This window comes from Planomonospora sp. ID82291 (assembly GCF_015711645.1).
Lineage (GTDB): Bacteria > Actinomycetota > Actinomycetes > Streptosporangiales > Streptosporangiaceae > Planomonospora.
Map to the genome: position 1 here is coordinate 1,047,638 of NZ_JABTEX010000003.1, position 15,906 is coordinate 1,063,543.

The window sequence follows — 15,906 nt, forward strand, 5'->3', positions numbered from 1 at the left end:
TATCGCACCGGATTTCCCATTCTGATAAAGAAATGATTATTTTCTTAGCAAAAAAGAGAACAATCGGGACGAGAGGTGTGAAAAGTACCGGCGTGTTTACCGAGGTGTCAATGAGAGGAGACCCGCAGATTCGCGTACTCCCCGATCATCGGGGCCATCTGCCGGAAGCCGATCTTCCCTCCGCGCAGCGGGTCCTCGTCCCGCCAGCGGAACGAGACCACCTCGCCGATCGAGAAGGCGATCTCCCCTCGGCGCACGGTCAGGCGCACGGGGTAGGGGCCCTGGGCGTCCAGCACCGCCGGGAGCGGGTCGGCGCCCTGCGCGACGAGGTGGAAGCCGTGGCTCTTGCGCAGGTTGCAGGTGTGCAGCCGGCGCTCGGAAGGCCACCTGCGGCGGAAGTAGGACACGTGGTAGGCGTCCAGGTCGCCGTGGTGGTACTGCTCGTAGGGGCCGGTCCGCGGTGCGAGGTCGAACAGGTCCTCGCCCCGCCTGCCCCTGGCGTGGAAGAACAGGATGCACAGGCCCGGCTCGTGGACGGGCCAGAAGTCCCACTCGACCGTGACGTCCGCCGGGAAGTCCTCGGGACACCACAGGACGATGTTGGCGTCCTGCCCGTCCTCGGGAGGGCGGAGGCTCTCCAGGCGCATCCTGCCCCGGGGGAAGGTGATCGCCCCCTCCCCTTCCAGGCGGAACCCGTCAAGGTCCGCGGGCGAGGCGAGGGGGTTGCGGTACGGCATGCCGTCGTCTCTCCTGTCTGCGGTCGTCCGTCACGGCCTCCATCCTGTGCCCGGCCCGCCCTCGCGGACCGCACCCGTGCCCGGCCCGCCCTCGCGGACCACGCGGACCTCCCCCGCGGGGACCGCCAGCGCGCCGTCCACCGGTTCGCCGCCCGGCAGGGCGGTGCCCGTGGCCGCGACGACCGCCTCGGCGCCGGTGTGGTTGACCGCGAACAGGTAGGACCGGCCGTCGGGGTGCGAGCGCCGGACGACCTCGACCCCGGGCGGGGCCGCGGCGACCGGCTCCACTCCCGCCTCGGCGCGGGCCGCGGCCAGCACGGCGGCCAGGGCGGCGTCGTCGAGCCGGGTGGTCAGGTAGTGGGCCGCCCCCGCGCCCCACGCGTTGCGCGTCCAGGCGGGCGTGCCGGCCAGCGGCCCCTCGGCGTAGGCGTCGAGCGTCTCGGCGGTCGTGGCGCGGGCCGCCTCGCTCCAGATCCGGCCGGTCCCGCCGCCGGTCAGCCGGAGGGTGCGCTCCGGCGGGAGCGGGAAGAACTCCTCGGTCGTCACCCCGAGCAGCTCCCGCCACGCCCCGGGGTAGCCGCCGAGCCGGACCCGGTCGCAGTCGTCGACGATCCCGCTGTACGGTCCCACGACCACGGTCCCGCCCCGCCGCGCGACGTCCGCCACGTTCGCCGCCCCGGCGTCGCTCACCAGGTAGAGCGCGGGGACCAGCACCAGGCGGTAGCCGGACAGGTCCGCCTCGGGACGGGCCAGGTCGCAGGTGACCCCGGCCCGCCAGAGCGCCGCGTGCCAGCGCTTGGCCTCCTCGACCGGGTCCAGGTCGGCGGTGGGCTGGGCGGGGTGGTCCTGGGCCCAGACGCCGGCGTGGTCCACCAGGATCGCGGCATCGGCGCGGACCGTGCTCCCGGCCACCTCGGCCAGGCCCGCCAGTTCGGCGCCGAGCGCGGCCGTCTCCCGCCAGATCTTGGTCGCGGTGCCCGCGTGCGGCAGCATCGCCGAGTGCCACTTCTCGGCCCCGGCCCGCGAGGCCCGCCACTGGAAGAACATGATCGCGTCGGCGCCCCTGGCCAGGTGCGCCAGGGAGTTGCGGCGCAGCTCGCCGGGGGTCTTGGCCAGGTTGCGGCCCTGCCAGTTGACCGCGCTGGTGGAGTGCTCCATCAGCAGCCACGGGCGGCCCCCGCCCAGGGAGCGGGCGAAGTCCGCGGCGAAGGCCAGGTCGACGTGCGGCTCGGCCCGCTCGCCGGCCAGGTAGTGGTCGGTGGCGACCACGTCCAGTTCGGCGGCGAGGTCCCAGCAGTCCATGTCCCAGTGGGTGCCCGCCATCAGGTTGGTGGTCGCGGGCACCTCGGGGGTGATCTTCCGGAGCAGGTCGCGCTCGGCGGTGTAGAGCCCGACCAGGGTGTCGGAGCTGAACCGGCGGAAGTCGAGCTGCTGGCCGGGGTTGGTGAAGCTCGGGGTGGCGCGGGGGGTCAGGATCTCGTCCCAGTCCCCGTAGCGCTGGGACCAGAACGCCGTCCCCCAGGCGTCGTTGAGCGCCTCCAGCGTGCCGTACCGCTCGCGCAGCCAGCCGCGGAACGCCGCGGCGGAGACGTCGCAGTGGCAGCGGGCGTTGTGGCAGCCGTACTCGTTGTGCACGTGCCACAGGGCCAGCGCCGGGTGGCCGGCGTAGCGCAGGGCGACCCGCTCGGCGATCTCCAGGGCCTTGGCCCGGTAGACGGGCGAGCTGGGGCAGAAGCCCTGGCGGCTCCCGTGGTGCAGCCGGCGCCCGTCGGCGTCCACCGGCAGGGCCTCGGGGTGGGCGCGGCCGAACCACGGCGGCGGGGAGGCGGTCGGGGTGGCCAGGCAGGCCTCGATGCCCGCACCGGCCAGCAGGTCCATGACCCGGTCGAACCAGTCGAACGTGAAGACGCCCTCGGCGGGCTCCAGCATCGACCAGGCGAAGATCCCGACGCTCACCCGGGTGACCCCGGCCTCGCGCATCAGCGCGACGTCCTGCGCCCAGGTCTCCTCGGGCCACTGCTCGGGGTTCCAGTCCCCGCCGTAGGCGATCCCGCCGCGCACGCCGCCCACCGCCCTTCACATCACAGCCGTTGCCTGGGTGTCACCGCTCACACGAACGTGTCACGTCCGCTTAACCGGGGATTAAAACGTTCCCCTATCGGGCGCACAAGACCCCTTTCCGCCCGCGCTCCCCGCCGCCCGTACGGCACGGCCGCAGGACGGGATCACCCGGGAAAGCCTTTTCCCAGGCAGTGGGCGTGATCGGCGGTCCGGCCGCCCTCCGCGCTTCCCGCCCGGGTTACCCGAACGTTACAGATCCGCGGGAAGCCGGGACCCCGGTCCGATCTCCGGCGAGGAAGAACGTTTCAATCGCCGCGTCCCGTTCACAGGCCGCGACCGCCGTCGAGCCGGTGGTAGAAGGGGCTGTCCGGGGTGATCTCCCCCCGGTGCACGGGGCGGCCGGTCAGCGCCGAGGCGTACAGCGCGGTGACGAACTCCATCGCCCGGCGGCCGTCGGCCCCGCTCGCGGGCGGCCGCTCCCCCCGCTCGAAGGCGTCGAGGACCGTGGCGAGCTGCGCCGCGTGCCCGCTCGGCACGTCCCGGGGCGGGTTCCACAGCGGCGAGGTCGACGTCCAGTCCGCGTTGCGGTAGCCGTACAGGTGGCGCAGCTCGACCGTGCCCCCGGCGAAGTCGAAGCGCAGGTGGCTCTCCTGGCGGGGCGAGAGCACGCTGGTGACCACGCTCGCCATCGCGCCGCTCTCGAACCGCACCGCCGCCATCGAGACGTCCTCGGTCTCGACGGGCCGGTCCAGCCGCCCGGCCATCGCGCGGATCTCCGCCCAGTCACCGAACACCGAGAGCATCAGGTCCATCTGGTGGATGCCGTGCAGCACGGTGGTGCCGCCGCCCTCGGTCTCCCACCGGCCGCGGTACGGCACGGCGTAGTAGTCCGCGCCGCGGTGCCAGGCGGTGGTGCACAGGCCCACCAGCGGGCGGCCGAGCGCCCCGGACGCGGCCAGCTCGCGCAGGTGCTCGGCCCCGGAGCCGAAGCGCTGCTGGTAGACGACCGTCAGGTAGGGGCCGGCCGCGCCCCCGTGGCCGCCGGGACCCCCGGGGGCCGCGGGGCCCTCGGCCGCCTGGATCCGGTCGTACTCGGCCAGCGAGCGGCAGAGCGGCTTCTCGCACCACACCCAGGCCCCGGCGGCCAGGCACGCGGTCGCCTGGTCGGCGTGCAGGTGCGGCGGGGTGCAGACGAGCACCAGGTCGGGCCGCTCGGCCGCCAGCATGCCGGTCAGATCGGTGTGGACTGCCGGGATCCCGTGCTCGGCGGCGAACGCCCGCGCCCTGGCCGCGTCGACGTCGACCACCGCCACCGGCGCGACGCGGTCCCGATGGGCGTGGAGGGCGGGGACGTGCCCGTGCGCGGCGACGGCCCCCGCACCCACGATGGCGGCTCGGATCATGAGATGACCTCGTATGTAGAACGTTTTACCGACGAGCGGGGACGCTAGGGCGGCCTTTCCCGGGATGTCAACGCCGTTCGCCCCTTCCACGGGACCGGTGACTGGCGCCAGGGTCGTTGGTACGTTTTAATCAGGGCCCATGACCACGGTCAGCATCAAGGAGGTCGCCGCTCGCGCGGGCGTCTCCCCCGGCACGGTGTCCAACGTGCTCAACCGGCCCGCCAAGGTCGCCGCCGCCACCCGGGAGCGGGTCGAGGAGGCGATCCGCGAGCTCGGCTTCGTCCGCCACGGCTCGGCCTCCACGCTGCGCGCCGGGCACAGCCGGACCCTCGGCCTGAGCGTCATCGACATCGGCAACCCCTTCTTCACCGACGTGGCGGCCGGCATCGAGGACGCGGCCAGCGAGCGCGGCTACGCCGTGATCCTCGGCAACTCCGCCGGGTCGCGCGCCAAGGAGGAGCGCAACCTGCGCGTGCTCGCCGAGCAGCGGGTCCGGGGGGTGCTGATCATCCCCACCGACGAGGACCTCAGCCGGCTGGACCGGCTGCGCGAGCACGGCATCAGCGTCGTCCTGGTCGACCACCCGGCGCACCGGCCCGACCAGTGCGCGGTGGCCGTCGACGACGTGGCCGGCGGCCGGACCGCGGTGGCCCACCTGCTGGCCCGCGGCGCCTCCGGCGTCGCCTACGTGACCGGCCCGCTGACGATCCGCCAGTGCCTGGAGCGGCGGCAGGGCGCGCTGGCCGCGCTGGAGGCCGCCGGGCTGGGCCCGGACCGGCTGCGGGTCGCCGAGATGGCCGCGATGAACGCGCGCGCCGGGGAGAAGGCCGCGGGCGACCTGCTCGCCGCCGGGCTGCCGGACGCCGTCTTCTGCGCCAACGACCTGCTCGCGCTCGGCGTGCTGCGCGCCCTGCTGCAGGCCGGGGTGCGGGTTCCCGACGACGTGATGCTGATGGGCTACGACGACATCGAGTTCGCCGCCGCCTCGGCCGTCTCGCTCAGCTCGATGCGCCAGCCCACCCACCAGCTCGGCCGCATCGCCACCGAGCTGGTGCTCGACGAGTGCGAGAACCCCGAGACCCACGCCCACCAGCACATCATGTTCCAGCCCGAGCTCGTGGCCAGGGAGTCCACCCGATGAGCCGCTTCGCCGCCGTCGACCTCGGCGCCTCCAGCGGGCGGGTCATGGTCTGGGACGGCCGGGCCCTGACCGAGGCGCACCGCTTCCCCAACGGCCCGGTCCGCACGCCCGCCGGGCTCCGCTGGGACCTGGACGGCCTCTACCGGGAGGTCCTGCACGGCCTGCGCCGGGCCGGGCCGGTCGACTCGATCGGCGTGGACTCCTGGGCGGTCGACTACGGCCTGCTCGACTCCGCCGGGGCCCTGCTGGGCGACCCGGTGCACTACCGCGACGAGCGGACCGAGGGCGTCGCCGAGCGGGTCGCGGCCGAGGTCGGCGCGCGGGCCCTCTACGACGTGGCCGGGCTGCAGGTGCTGCCGTTCAACACCGTCTACCAGCTGCTGGCCGACGACCTCGGCCGCGCCGCGACGATGCTGCTCGTCCCCGACCTGATCGCCCACCGGCTCACCGGCGAGATCGGCGCGGAGGTGACCAACGCCTCGACCACCGGGCTGCTGGACGTGCGCACCCGGTCCTGGGCGACCGGCCTGATCGACCGGCTGGGCCTGCCGTCCCGGATCTTCCCCCCGCTGCGGCGGCCCGGCGACCCGATCGGCCCGCTGCTGCCCGAGGCGGCGGCCGAGATCGGCCACGCCGCCCGGGTGGTCGCCGTCGCCTCGCACGACACGGCCTCGGCGGTCGCCGCGGTGCCCGCCGCGGGTCCGCGCTTCGCCTACGTCTCCTGCGGGACCTGGTCGCTGGCCGGGGTGGAGCTGCCCGCCCCGGTGCTGACCGAGGCCGGGCGGGCGGCGAACTTCACCAACGAGGCCGGGATCGACGGCACCGTCCGCTACCTGCGCAACGTCATGGGCCTGTGGCTGCTGTCGGAGTCGCTGCGGGCCTGGCCCGGAGCCGACCTCGCCGGCCTGCTGCAGGCCGCGGAGCGCGAGCGCCCGTTCGCCGCGCTGGTCGACCCCGACGCCCCCGTCTTCCTGCCCCCGGGCGACATGCCGTCCCGGATCGCGGCCGAGTGCCGCCGCACCGGCCAGGAGCCGCCCTCCTCCCCCCCGGCGCTCGTCCGCTGCATCATGGAGAGCCTGGCCCTGGGCCACCGCCGCGCGATCCGCCAGGCGGTCGCCCTGTCCGGCCGCGAGGTGGAGGCCGTCCACCTGGTCGGCGGCGGCTCCCGCAACGCGCTGCTGTGCCGGCTCACCGCCGACGCCTGCGGCCTGCCGGTGGTGGCCGGTCCCGCCGAGGCGACCGCGCTGGGCAACGTGCTGGTCCAGGCGCGGGCGGCCGGCGAGGTCGCCGGCCTCGCCGAGATGCGCGCCCTGGCGGCGCGCGTCGAACCGCTGCGCCGCTACGAGCCCTCCGGCGACGCCGCGGCCTGGGACGAGGCGGAGGCCCGGGTCACAGGGCGCGGAGGCAGATCTTTCCCGGGTAGTGCGTGTCACCGGTGACCTCACGCGTGGCGCGTGCGGGGCAGGGCTGCTCACTCACGGTGCCGAGGACCTCCGCCCAGGCCTCCTCGTCACCGCAGGAGACCTGGTCGAGCCCTCCGAAGACCATGTCGCCGAGGGGCAGGTCGAGGACGGCCGGCTCGGCGACGCACGTGCCGTCCTCGAACTCCGGTCCGGGCTCGCGGACGCCGGCACCGTCCCCGTGGCAGATCACCCGGCGCGACGAGTAATCGCGCCTGGTGGTGTTGTACTCGGTGACGGAGCCCTCCCGGTCACGGCACTGCGACTTCTTCTTCAGGAAGCTCCTGATCTTCCCCGGCCCGTGGGGGTCGTAGCAGGGCCGTTCCGCCGGCTCCAGGGACTCGTCGTCGCCGTCGGCGTAGAGGCAGTCGCCCACCCGCAGGATGCCGCTGCCGCCGCCGGGGTCACCCGGGTGCGGCGCGGTCAGGTTGCGGGCGCAGATCCAGCCGCCGTCAGGCGCCGGCCGGATCTTGTCGGTCGCGATCGGGCACGACGCGAGCGCCGCGTCCTCGTCGCCGCCGACGGCCTTGAGGATCCGGGCGGCGGCCTGGCCCGACGAGCAGGGCACGGCGTCGACTCCGATGGCCGACGCGGTGCTGTCGAGGTCGTGTCCGTGGACGTCCCAGCGTGCGTCGATGCACTGACCCGCGACCCACTGCGCCGTCGGCGCGGCCGTGGTGGGCGGCGCCGATGCGACGGTGGTGGGCGGCGTGGCGGCACGACCGGGCTCAGGCCCCTGCGAACACGCCGCGCCCGCCGTCACGACCGCAAGGGCCACGAACGCGCGGATGATCGTACGCACCTCATCGAATCCCTCAGTGGACCACCATTACGCACATACTGATCGATGCCAGACCTCCTGACAACGACTCCGTCTCTCGCGGAAGAACGAGTCCGGTGACGCTCCCAACGTCGGCGACCCGGTCCCCAACATGATCGACTGGCCAGAGCTGCGATTCCAAGCCGGAACGACCGGCTGACGGCTCGGTCCGCCGACTTCCCGGTAGGTGACGGCGTACCGCCTCTTCCCTCGACTCGCCGTCTTCAGAACGCATTCTGACTTACGATGGCGAGGTGAGCACCAGCAATGCCGACGCCGTCACCTTTTCGGACCTGTCGAGAAATCCCCGAGCCGTCGCGGAACGCGCCGCCCGCCTCGGCCGGGTGCGCATCACCCACCGTGACGCCCCCGATTTCTACCTGACCGCCGCCGACCGCGAAGATCAGCGAGGGCAGACGCTGGCCACCGCGTCCCGGCTCTTCCTGGCCCTCCTCAAGCACGACCCGACCGCCCGAACGCTGGTCGTCGCCATGCCCGAGGTCTTCCCCTGGGTCCGCCACCTCACCTCCGACGAGCTCCGCTCCTTCACCCTGGAGCTGGTCGAGGCGCTTTCCGACGCCGCGGAGCTGGATGTCGACGTCACCGCACAGGAGGTCATCGCGGGCTGGAGGGCCACCGCTCGGATCAAGGCCGACCCCGCACACCACGCCCAAGCACGTCAGGCCACCAGCGGCGACTTCGGTCCGGTCGAGGTCTCAGCGTGAGCCCGAAGCGCGGGGACCGGGTCACGGTCCCACCTCCGGATGACGAATGGGATCTCCGATTCGGCAGCAGCGATGCGGTCAAAGGATGGGAGGAGTTGTGCCGCCACGCGCTGGCCAACACCCGCCGGTGTTTTGAGACGCTGCGTGCCGATCCACGCTCACGGGTCGATCACGAGCGCCAGCATCGCCTACGCGGCGACCTCGCGACCCATCGCCATAATGGCCATGAGATGGAGCAGTGGGAATTCGAGGTCACCAGCGGCGGACGCGTCCGCTACGCCATCGATGACACCGCCCGTACCGTCTGGATCATTTACGCCTCACCCCGTCACCCCAAGGACACCGACGGCTGAGTGCGCACGATCTCGTCGCCCGAGCCGAACCCGCGCACGCCGTACACCAGCAGGACCGCGACCGCGTAGCAGGCGGCGAGCAGCCATTACCGGGAAAGGTCGGTTCTTCTTTCCGGTCGGCAGGCCAGGCCGTAAGCTCGGCCCGTCGAGCGGACAGTGACGGGGAGGTGCCGGATGACGGCGTTGCCGGACGACAGCTGGCTTCTCGGCATCCGTCCTCAGCCCGCCCGCGTCACCGCCGAGGAGTACGAGGCGCTTCCCGAGGAGATCGCCAAGGCCATCGAGATCGTCGACGGCTACGTGGTCTACTGCGCGGCGCCCACACCCGATCACCGGACGGCCGGCAGGCGACTGGCCGACCTGCTGGAGAGTCATGCCCGCGCCGCGATGAGCAAGGGGCATGAGTGCCTCACCGTGAACAACGACGTCGACCTGCGGCTGAGGGACCTGCCGCTGCTCACCCGGCGGCCCGACGTCGCGCTCCACCGGTGCCTGGATCGAGGGCGGGGCGAACGGCTCCGCGCCGAGCACGCCCTGCCCGTCGTGGAGATCGTGTCACCGGGGCGGTTACGGGATCATCCCTCGTCCTGCGACGCGCCGGCGGGCCTGCGGCGGCGCACGAGCCCGGCCGCTCCCAGCCCCGCCCAGACCAGCGCGGCCAGCACGCCGACGAGCAGGTACTCGATGACCGGGATGCGGACGATCTCGTCGAGCGAGCCGAAGCCGCGCACGCCGTACACCGCCGCCACCGCGACCGCGTAGCAGCCGGCGAGCAGCCACCGGGCGGTCGCCGACAGGCCGAGCCCGTGCATCTGGGTGACGACGAAGACGCCCAGGAAGCCGAAGAGGAACATCGGCCAGGCGCCGCCGGGACCGGAGGCCATGACGGCCACCAGGGTGCCGTGCACCGCCACCATGGCCTCCAGGGTGAAGGTCCACCAGCGGCCGGTGTGCGCCCGGGTCAAGAAGAGGCTGCCCTGCAGCAGGAGCAGGAACATGTAGAAGAAGCCGATCAGGTGCCCGCTGGTGGCCTCCATCGGGTGGTACCAGAAGGTGTAGACGGCCGCCCAGCTGAACAGGTAGCCGTGGTAGCGGCGGACGAAGGCCGTCACCCGCTCGCCGATCGGCGCGGGCCTGCCGAGGAACAGGCCCCGGCGCCGGTTCTCCATCAGCAGGACCGCGACCAGCAGCAGGACCACCGACCCCTGCGAGCTGAAGATCGACACGTCCTGGGCCAGGCCGTCGTAGAACAGGTGGGTCTGCACGGTGTGCAGCAGGATGAAGCCGAGGTTCACCGCCAGGGCCGCGACGTTGACCGGGTGCAGGCCGGAGGTGTAGCGGCGGACCCGGGTCTGGGCGTGGTGGATCAGCCCCCACAGCGCCGCCTGGTGGGCCGCGTAGCCGAGCCAGGCCGAGGCGCGGGTCCACACCGTCGGCTCGGGCAGCTTCCAGTAGTACCAGGACGCGCCCTGGTCGGGCAGCAGGCGGATGCCCTGCAGCCGCTGGCCGAGCAGCCACACCATCCCGGTGAGCAGCGCGCTGGCCGCGACGCCGAGGAGGAGGGCGCGGCGGGCGTTGCGCTCGTCCGAAATGTTCAGCATGCTGACCATTATTCAGATCATCAGCGGGCTGAACAACGGCGGAGGCCGAGAACGTGCGTCTGGGACAATGGGCCGGTGGCCGACGGGGACGAGCAGTACATCGCACAGGATCCGGACGCGGTGCGCGCCGACATCCGCTCCTGGCCCACCGGCCGGCTGCTCTCGGTGGCGGCCCGCGTGGTGGAGGGGCGCTTCCACGCCTTCCTGGCGGCGCACGGCCTCACCCACGCGGGGCTGATCGTCCTGCACCACGTCGCGGAGGGCCGGCTGCCCCAGCGCGAGCTCGCCGCGCTGTGCCGGGTCACCGACCAGACCATGAGCCGGACCGTCGACCACCTGCGGCGCTGCGGTCACGTGGTCACGGAGACGGACCCGCGGGACCGCCGCCGCGCCCTGGTCGGCATCACCCCCCCGGGGCTGCGGGTGCTGGCCGCGGCGCGCGAGGAGGAGCGCGGCTCCGACACCCTCTTCGGCGCGCTGGAGGACTACTCCGGGTTCCGCGAGCAGCTGATCACCCTGATCACCTCGGTCTGAGCCGCCCGTACGGCCCCGCGCCGCACCGCCCGCCGACGGAACGGCCTGCGGAACGGCCTGCGGAACGGCCTACGGAACGCAGGAGGGGAACGCGATGAGCACGATCGTGGTGACCGGCGGATCGCGAGGCCTCGGCCTCGGCCTGGTCCGGTGCCTGGCGGCGCGCGGCCACCGGGTGGCCCTGTGCGGCAGCCGGGCCGAGACGGTGCGCGAGGCCGCGGCCGGGCTCGACGTCCTGGCGATGGTCGCCGACGTCACCGACCGCGCCCGGCTCCAGGAGCTGTGGGACGCCGCGGTGGAGCGCCACGGCCGGGTCGACGTCTGGATCAACAACGCCGGCGTCTCCCACGCCCGCACCCCGCTGTGGCGGCTCCCGGAGGAGGAGGCCCGCGCCGTCGTCGAGGTGAACCTCCTGGGCGCCCTCAACGGCTCCGCGGTCGCCGTGGCGGGCATGGCCGCCCAGGGCGGCGGCCACGTGTGGAACATGGAGGGCCTGGGCAGCGACGGCCGCACGGTGCCCGGCCTGGGGGTCTACGGCGCCACCAAGCGCGCGCTCACCTACCTCACCCGCGCGCTGGCGCAGGAGGCGCCCCCCGGCGTCTCGGCGGGCCTGCTCAGCCCCGGCATGGTGGTCACCGACCTGCTGACCCACGGGTACGGCCCGGCGGAGCTGGAACGGGCGAAGAAGATCTTCTCGATCCTGGCCGACCCGGTCGACGTCGTCGCCCCCTGGCTGGCCGAGCGGGTGGTCGCCCGCGCCCGCAACGGCGCGCACGTCCGCCGGCTCACCCCGGCCAGGGTCGCGGCCCGCTTCGCCCTCGCCCCCTTCCGCAGGCGCGACCCGTTCGCCGGCTGAGCGGCCGGCCGGGGACCGGGGCCTACCAGCGGTTCGCCGGGGGGCGGTGGCTCCGGCCGCCGCGCAGGCGGGCCAGCAGCCCGCGCGCCTTCTGCTGGTTGCGCGGGTCGCGCGCCATCGCCTTGGCCTTCTCCACGTTCCGCCGCCCCTGCGGGCTGCTCAGGTAGCCGCGGATGCGGGATATCAGGGATGCCATGTCTCCTCCATCTGTCGAGGACGTACGGCTACCCCGGACGGCGCCTCCCAATCAGCCCGCCGCGCGCCGGCCGTCCGCCGGCGACGTCCTCCGGGACCGCACGGCGGGCCGCTCGGCCGTACGGCGGGCCGCTCGGCCGTACGGCGGGCCGCTTCAGGAGTCGACGAAGTCCTGCGGGACCATCACCCGCAGGCCGTTGGGCACGGTCCTGATCGTCAGGGGGGTCATCAGGCGGACCTCGCCGTCGACGTCGGCGGCCATCGGGGGGTCGGTCTCCAGGTACATCTCGGTGCCGATCACGAAGGGGCCGCCGGCCAGGCTGCGCCAGCGCCCGGTGGCGGCCCGGACCAGGGTCTCCACCAGCAGCCGGAACCGCTTGCCGGAGCCGAGCTGGTAGGCGACCAGGAGGCCGTCGTCGATGCTGATGTCGCGGGCGACCTGCCAGCCGCCGTGGAAGCGGCCGTTGGCGATGTTGAGCTGGTGGGTGAGCAGCTCGTGGCGGCGGCCCTTGACCGTGATGAACGCGCGGAACGGCCGGTGCCCGGGCAGGATCGTCAGGGCGGTCAGCGGGTAGGCGGCCCGGCCGAGCAGCCGCTTCAGCCACGGCCGGACCGTCCCGGCGACCTCGACCGAGACGCCGAAGCTGGCCAGGTTGGCGAACTCCCGGTCCCCGGCGACGCCCAGGTCGATGTCGGCGACCTTGCCGGTGCGCAGCACCCGGATCGCGCCGGCCAGGTCCAGCGGGAGGCCGAGGCTGCGGGCGAAGTTGTTGGTGGTGCCCAGCGGCAGCACGCCGAGGGCGACGTCGCGGTGGGCGACGTGCTTGACGGCGGCGCTGAGCGTGCCGTCCCCGCCGCCGACGACGAGCACGTCGGGGCCGGCCTCCAGGGCGGCGTCGAGGATCTCGCGCAGCCGCCCGGGGTCGTCCACCGGGAAGACGCCGAGGAGGTCGAAGCCCCCGGCCCGGAGCATGCGGAGCACCTGGGGGTAGCGGCGGCGGCCCCGGCGCGAGCGCGTGTTGACCACCACGCAGGCCCTGCGCCCGGCCCGAACGGCCTCGGTGTGCTCGGCCTTGCTGCGAAGCTCTCCCACGCTGCCCCTCTTCGTCCTGGTCCTCCCTGCAAATCGTAGGGCCACGCCGTCGCACCGACGGCGTGGCCCTGATCCCGCGGCGGGCCCTGCGGGCCGGTCTATCCGCCCGGTGTCACCACCGGGTTCCCTTCTCCGTTCACTTCTTGGCCGGGGTCACCTGGACGACGACGCCCAGGTTCGCCGGGAGCGGGGAGATCAGCTTGAGCTGCACGCCCAGCGCCTTGCCCTCGTCGCCGGGGTTGCCGGTGCCCAGGACGTGGCCGCCGCCGATGTCGGTGCCGTACAGCTCCGTGGCCGGGGTGCCGTCGGGGTTGACGACCCGGGTGGAGTACGGCTGGTCGCCCTTGGAGGGGACGACGGCCGAGGCGTCGCGGTGGCGGTAGAACAGGTTGCCGTCGCGGACCTCCAGACCCGGGTACCAGGTCGTGGCGTCGGTGAAGGTCTTCACCGCCGGCAGGGCCGGGAACTTCGTGCAGTACTCGGTGAACGGCTCGCCCTCGATGCACTCGGTGAACGGGTAGGTCCTGCCGAAGGTGAAGGCCGCGTTGGAGGACTGCGGGCGCGAGGGGATGTTCTTCAGCGCCGACGGGTCCTTCTCGGCCGCCTCACCGCTGCGGCGCAGCGGCTCGTAGTGCGAGTCGACGACGAGGATCTCGCCCTTGGGGCCGACCGACGGGAGCGCGAAGGTGTGCGCGTCGCCGTTGTTGGCCGGGTAGGCCGCGTCGCGGTACCAGACCAGCAGGCCGGGCGCGTTGTACTTGACCCGCTCGACCTTCCAGGCGTTCTCGTGCGACCAGGTGGTGTCGTAGGTGTACTGCAGGCCCTTGTCGAAGCCGTCGAAGTTGCGCCACTCGGCCAGGTAGTACTGGGCGGTCTGCAGGCTGCCGCTGTGGGTGTGCCAGCCGGTGCCGGAGGTGTCGGTGAAGGTGCCCTTGACGGCGGTCCAGCCGTTGTCGCCGCCCTCGACGTCGTCGCTCCACACCGTGGCGCCGCCGGCGGTCACCGCGAAGTCGTCGGCGAACCAGCCGGTGTCCTCGAAGCCGGCGTCGGTGACGTAGCGCAGGCGGATCTGGACCGTCTTGCCGGCGAACGGCGCCAGGCTGACGTAGTCGTGCCGCCAGCCGTCGGTCGCGCCGGTGAGGCCGTACTTCTTGTCGCCGAAGTCGTGCATGCGGCTGTTGGGGTCGTCGTAGCCGTCGTCGGTGGTGACCAGCGTCCCGGCCTCGTCGTAGACCTTCTGCTCGGCCCAGGTGGCGCCGCCGTCGGCGGAGACCTCGACGAAGCCGTAGTCCCAGTCGGCCTCGATGGCGTACTGGTTCCACATCCAGAAGCGCGGGTCGCCCTCGGCGGGGACGTCGATCGTGCGGGTCAGCTTGACGTCGGCCCAGCTCTGGTCGTTGCCGGACCACCACAGCTTGGCGCCGCTGTGCGGCACGGCCATCGTGACGTTCTTGTCGGGCAGGTTGACGCGCAGGCCGTCCGCGGTGTGCTTGGGCGTGCGCGAGGACTGGCCGACGGTCACCAGCTGCTTGCGGTCACCCGGGTCGACGATCTTCGGGTCGGCCCAGCCGAGCACCCACTTGGCGTACAGGCCCATGTGGGTCGGCATCGCCTGCATGATCGGGCCGGCGTGCGAGCCGGAGGACATCAGGTCCCAGAAGTCCACGCTGGTGTCGCCGCCGCCGGAGGCGTCGTAGAAGTCCGGCAGGCCCAGGTCGTGGCCGTACTCGTGGGCGAAGACGCCGACGCCGGAGTCCTCGGGCTGCACGATGTAGTTGGAGATCTTCATGTTCGTGCCGGGGATCGTGTAGCCGCCGGCGATGGCGCTGGAGTGCGCCCAGATGGCGTAGGGGCCCTCGGCGCCGCCGCCGCCCGACTTGTCGGCGCCCGCGTGGACCAGGACGAGGTGGTCGACCACGCCGTCCGGCTCCAGGGTGTTGCCGTCGCCGTCGGCGTCGCCGGTGTCCTCGACGTCGTAGTCGGCCCAGGGGAAGTCGGGGTTCTGCTGCGCCAGGACGTTGACCGCGTCGACGCCGAGCGCGGCGGGGCCGGCCGGGTTGTCGGGGTGGCCGGACATGTCCTGCGGGATGGTGCCGCAGCGGCCGGCGCCGTACCAGGCCTCCGAGTGCGGGACCTTGATCCAGCCGATCGCCTCACCGGTGACGGTGTAGGCGCCCTTGGACATCTCCTCGTACATCTTCTTCATGGTGTGGCCGGAGATGTCGATGCCCTTCTTACCGTCCCGGGGGTCGGTGAGGTCGGTCCGGACGCGCTGGGTGATCCCCTTGTCCGAGTAGAGCATCTTGTTGTAGTGCTCCGGGCTGAAGTCCGGAACCCACATGGTGTTGTTGTCCCGGCCCGCGCCGGAGGCGGCGGGGTCGGGGATCCGGTTGTGCAGCGGGCCGTTGAGCTTGGTGCCCGGCGGCTCGGTCACGCAGTCGTTGACGTCGTCGATCGACTTGGGCCGGCTGAAGCCGGAGAAGTCGTCGCCTGCGTTCTCGTCGAACTCGATGAGGAGGGTGAGCAGCTTCGCCTGCTGGGTCTGGCCCGCCTTCTTGAAGATGAAGTCGAAGGGGTTCTTGCCCGTCCTGATCGCCCGGGTCTCCCGCGAGGCGAGCGTCTTGGCGGCGACCGGGTTGCCCTCGGCGAACTTCCGGTCGACCTCCTGCGCGTGGGCCAGACCCGACCGCTTGGCTGCGCCGCGCTGGAAGCGCTCGTCGATGGCCGTGCTGTCGCTCTGGACCCGCGGCGGCGCGTAGTTGATGTAGTAGTCGCTCGATGACGGGACATATCGCGCGGCCGAGGTGTCGGCCTGGGCCGACACGCCGCTGACGGACAGTCCCGCGGCGGCGAGCCCGAGAACGGGCACGATCGCGAGAAGGCGCCTGCGCGCGCCTCTGCCTCTGCTGGACAACGGATACCCTCCC

At 72.9% G+C, this 15,906-nt stretch carries 14 protein-coding genes and 1 pseudogene; 7 read left to right on the forward strand and 8 right to left on the reverse strand.

Annotation, left to right across the window (positions count from 1 at the left end; translation table 11 throughout):
* Positions 1–107 precede the first annotated feature (107 nt).
* The 3 genes from HS045_RS23875 to HS045_RS23885 all read right to left on the reverse strand — a co-directional run bounded on the left by HS045_RS23875 (position 108) and on the right by HS045_RS23885 (position 4,201).
* A complete protein-coding gene (locus HS045_RS23875; protein ID WP_196453614.1) occupies positions 108–737 on the reverse strand; it encodes a DUF1961 family protein in 630 nt (209 codons plus the stop codon).
* A 30-nt stretch (positions 738–767) separates the two neighbouring features.
* Positions 768–2,807 (reverse strand): beta-galactosidase, encoded by a 2,040-nt coding sequence (locus HS045_RS36250; protein ID WP_307827671.1) that lies wholly within the window; start codon positions 2,805–2,807, stop codon positions 768–770.
* Positions 2,808–3,121: 314 nt separating this feature from the next.
* A complete protein-coding gene (locus HS045_RS23885; RefSeq protein ID WP_196453615.1) occupies positions 3,122–4,201 on the reverse strand; it encodes a Gfo/Idh/MocA family protein in 1,080 nt (359 codons plus the stop codon).
* 139 nt (positions 4,202–4,340) lie between these two features.
* Between HS045_RS23885 and HS045_RS23890 the strand changes: the two genes are divergently transcribed.
* Both HS045_RS23890 and HS045_RS23895 read left to right on the forward strand, forming a co-directional pair.
* Positions 4,341–5,342: a LacI family DNA-binding transcriptional regulator gene (locus tag HS045_RS23890; RefSeq protein ID WP_196453616.1), complete on the forward strand. Its 1,002-nt coding sequence runs from the start codon at positions 4,341–4,343 to the stop codon at positions 5,340–5,342.
* Positions 5,339–6,781, forward strand: a complete 1,443-nt coding sequence (locus HS045_RS23895) for a rhamnulokinase family protein (RefSeq protein ID WP_196453617.1) — start codon at positions 5,339–5,341, stop codon at positions 6,779–6,781. Before HS045_RS23890 ends, HS045_RS23895 begins: the two co-directional genes overlap by 4 nt.
* Here the strand turns inward: HS045_RS23895 and HS045_RS23900 are convergent.
* Positions 6,732–7,604: a hypothetical protein gene (locus HS045_RS23900; RefSeq protein ID WP_196453618.1), complete on the reverse strand. Its 873-nt coding sequence runs from the start codon at positions 7,602–7,604 to the stop codon at positions 6,732–6,734. The genes HS045_RS23895 and HS045_RS23900 overlap by 50 nt on opposite strands.
* Positions 7,605–7,876: 272 nt before the next feature.
* Between HS045_RS23900 and HS045_RS23905 the strand changes: the two genes are divergently transcribed.
* The 3 genes and pseudogenes from HS045_RS23905 to HS045_RS34875 form a co-directional block, all read left to right on the forward strand.
* Positions 7,877–8,347: a hypothetical protein gene (locus HS045_RS23905; protein ID WP_196453619.1), complete on the forward strand. Its 471-nt coding sequence runs from the start codon at positions 7,877–7,879 to the stop codon at positions 8,345–8,347.
* A complete protein-coding gene (locus HS045_RS23910; protein ID WP_196453620.1) occupies positions 8,344–8,700 on the forward strand; it encodes a hypothetical protein in 357 nt (118 codons plus the stop codon). Before HS045_RS23905 ends, HS045_RS23910 begins: the two co-directional genes overlap by 4 nt.
* 174 nt (positions 8,701–8,874) lie before the next feature.
* A pseudogene (locus HS045_RS34875) lies at positions 8,875–9,255 on the forward strand (Uma2 family endonuclease); the annotation flags it as partial.
* A 20-nt stretch (positions 9,256–9,275) separates the two neighbouring features.
* On the opposite strand, the gene HS045_RS23915 reads toward HS045_RS34875, so the two are convergent.
* Positions 9,276–10,301 (reverse strand): hypothetical protein, encoded by a 1,026-nt coding sequence (locus HS045_RS23915; protein WP_196453621.1) that lies wholly within the window; start codon positions 10,299–10,301, stop codon positions 9,276–9,278.
* Between the two features lie 75 nt (positions 10,302–10,376).
* On the opposite strand from HS045_RS23915, the gene HS045_RS34880 reads away from it, so the two are divergent.
* Entirely contained in the window at positions 10,377–10,835 is a 459-nt protein-coding gene (locus HS045_RS34880) for a MarR family winged helix-turn-helix transcriptional regulator (RefSeq protein WP_307827672.1), read from the forward strand.
* Positions 10,836–10,929: 94 nt separating this feature from the next.
* Positions 10,930–11,691 (forward strand): SDR family oxidoreductase, encoded by a 762-nt coding sequence (locus HS045_RS23925; protein ID WP_196453622.1) that lies wholly within the window; start codon positions 10,930–10,932, stop codon positions 11,689–11,691.
* Between the two features lie 22 nt (positions 11,692–11,713).
* Here the strand turns inward: HS045_RS23925 and HS045_RS23930 are convergent, their stop codons facing one another.
* The 3 genes from HS045_RS23930 to HS045_RS23940 all read right to left on the reverse strand — a co-directional run bounded on the left by HS045_RS23930 (position 11,714) and on the right by HS045_RS23940 (position 15,848).
* On the reverse strand, positions 11,714–11,887 hold the full coding sequence (locus HS045_RS23930; protein WP_196453623.1) for a hypothetical protein: 174 nt from the start codon (positions 11,885–11,887) through the stop codon (positions 11,714–11,716).
* Positions 11,888–12,040: 153 nt separating this feature from the next.
* On the reverse strand, positions 12,041–12,979 hold the full coding sequence (locus HS045_RS23935) for a diacylglycerol kinase family protein (protein ID WP_196453624.1): 939 nt from the start codon (positions 12,977–12,979) through the stop codon (positions 12,041–12,043).
* A 136-nt stretch (positions 12,980–13,115) separates the two neighbouring features.
* Complete coding sequence (locus HS045_RS23940) at positions 13,116–15,848, reverse strand: immune inhibitor A domain-containing protein (protein WP_307827673.1); 2,733 nt, start codon at positions 15,846–15,848, stop codon at positions 13,116–13,118.
* Positions 15,849–15,906 lie beyond the last annotated feature (58 nt).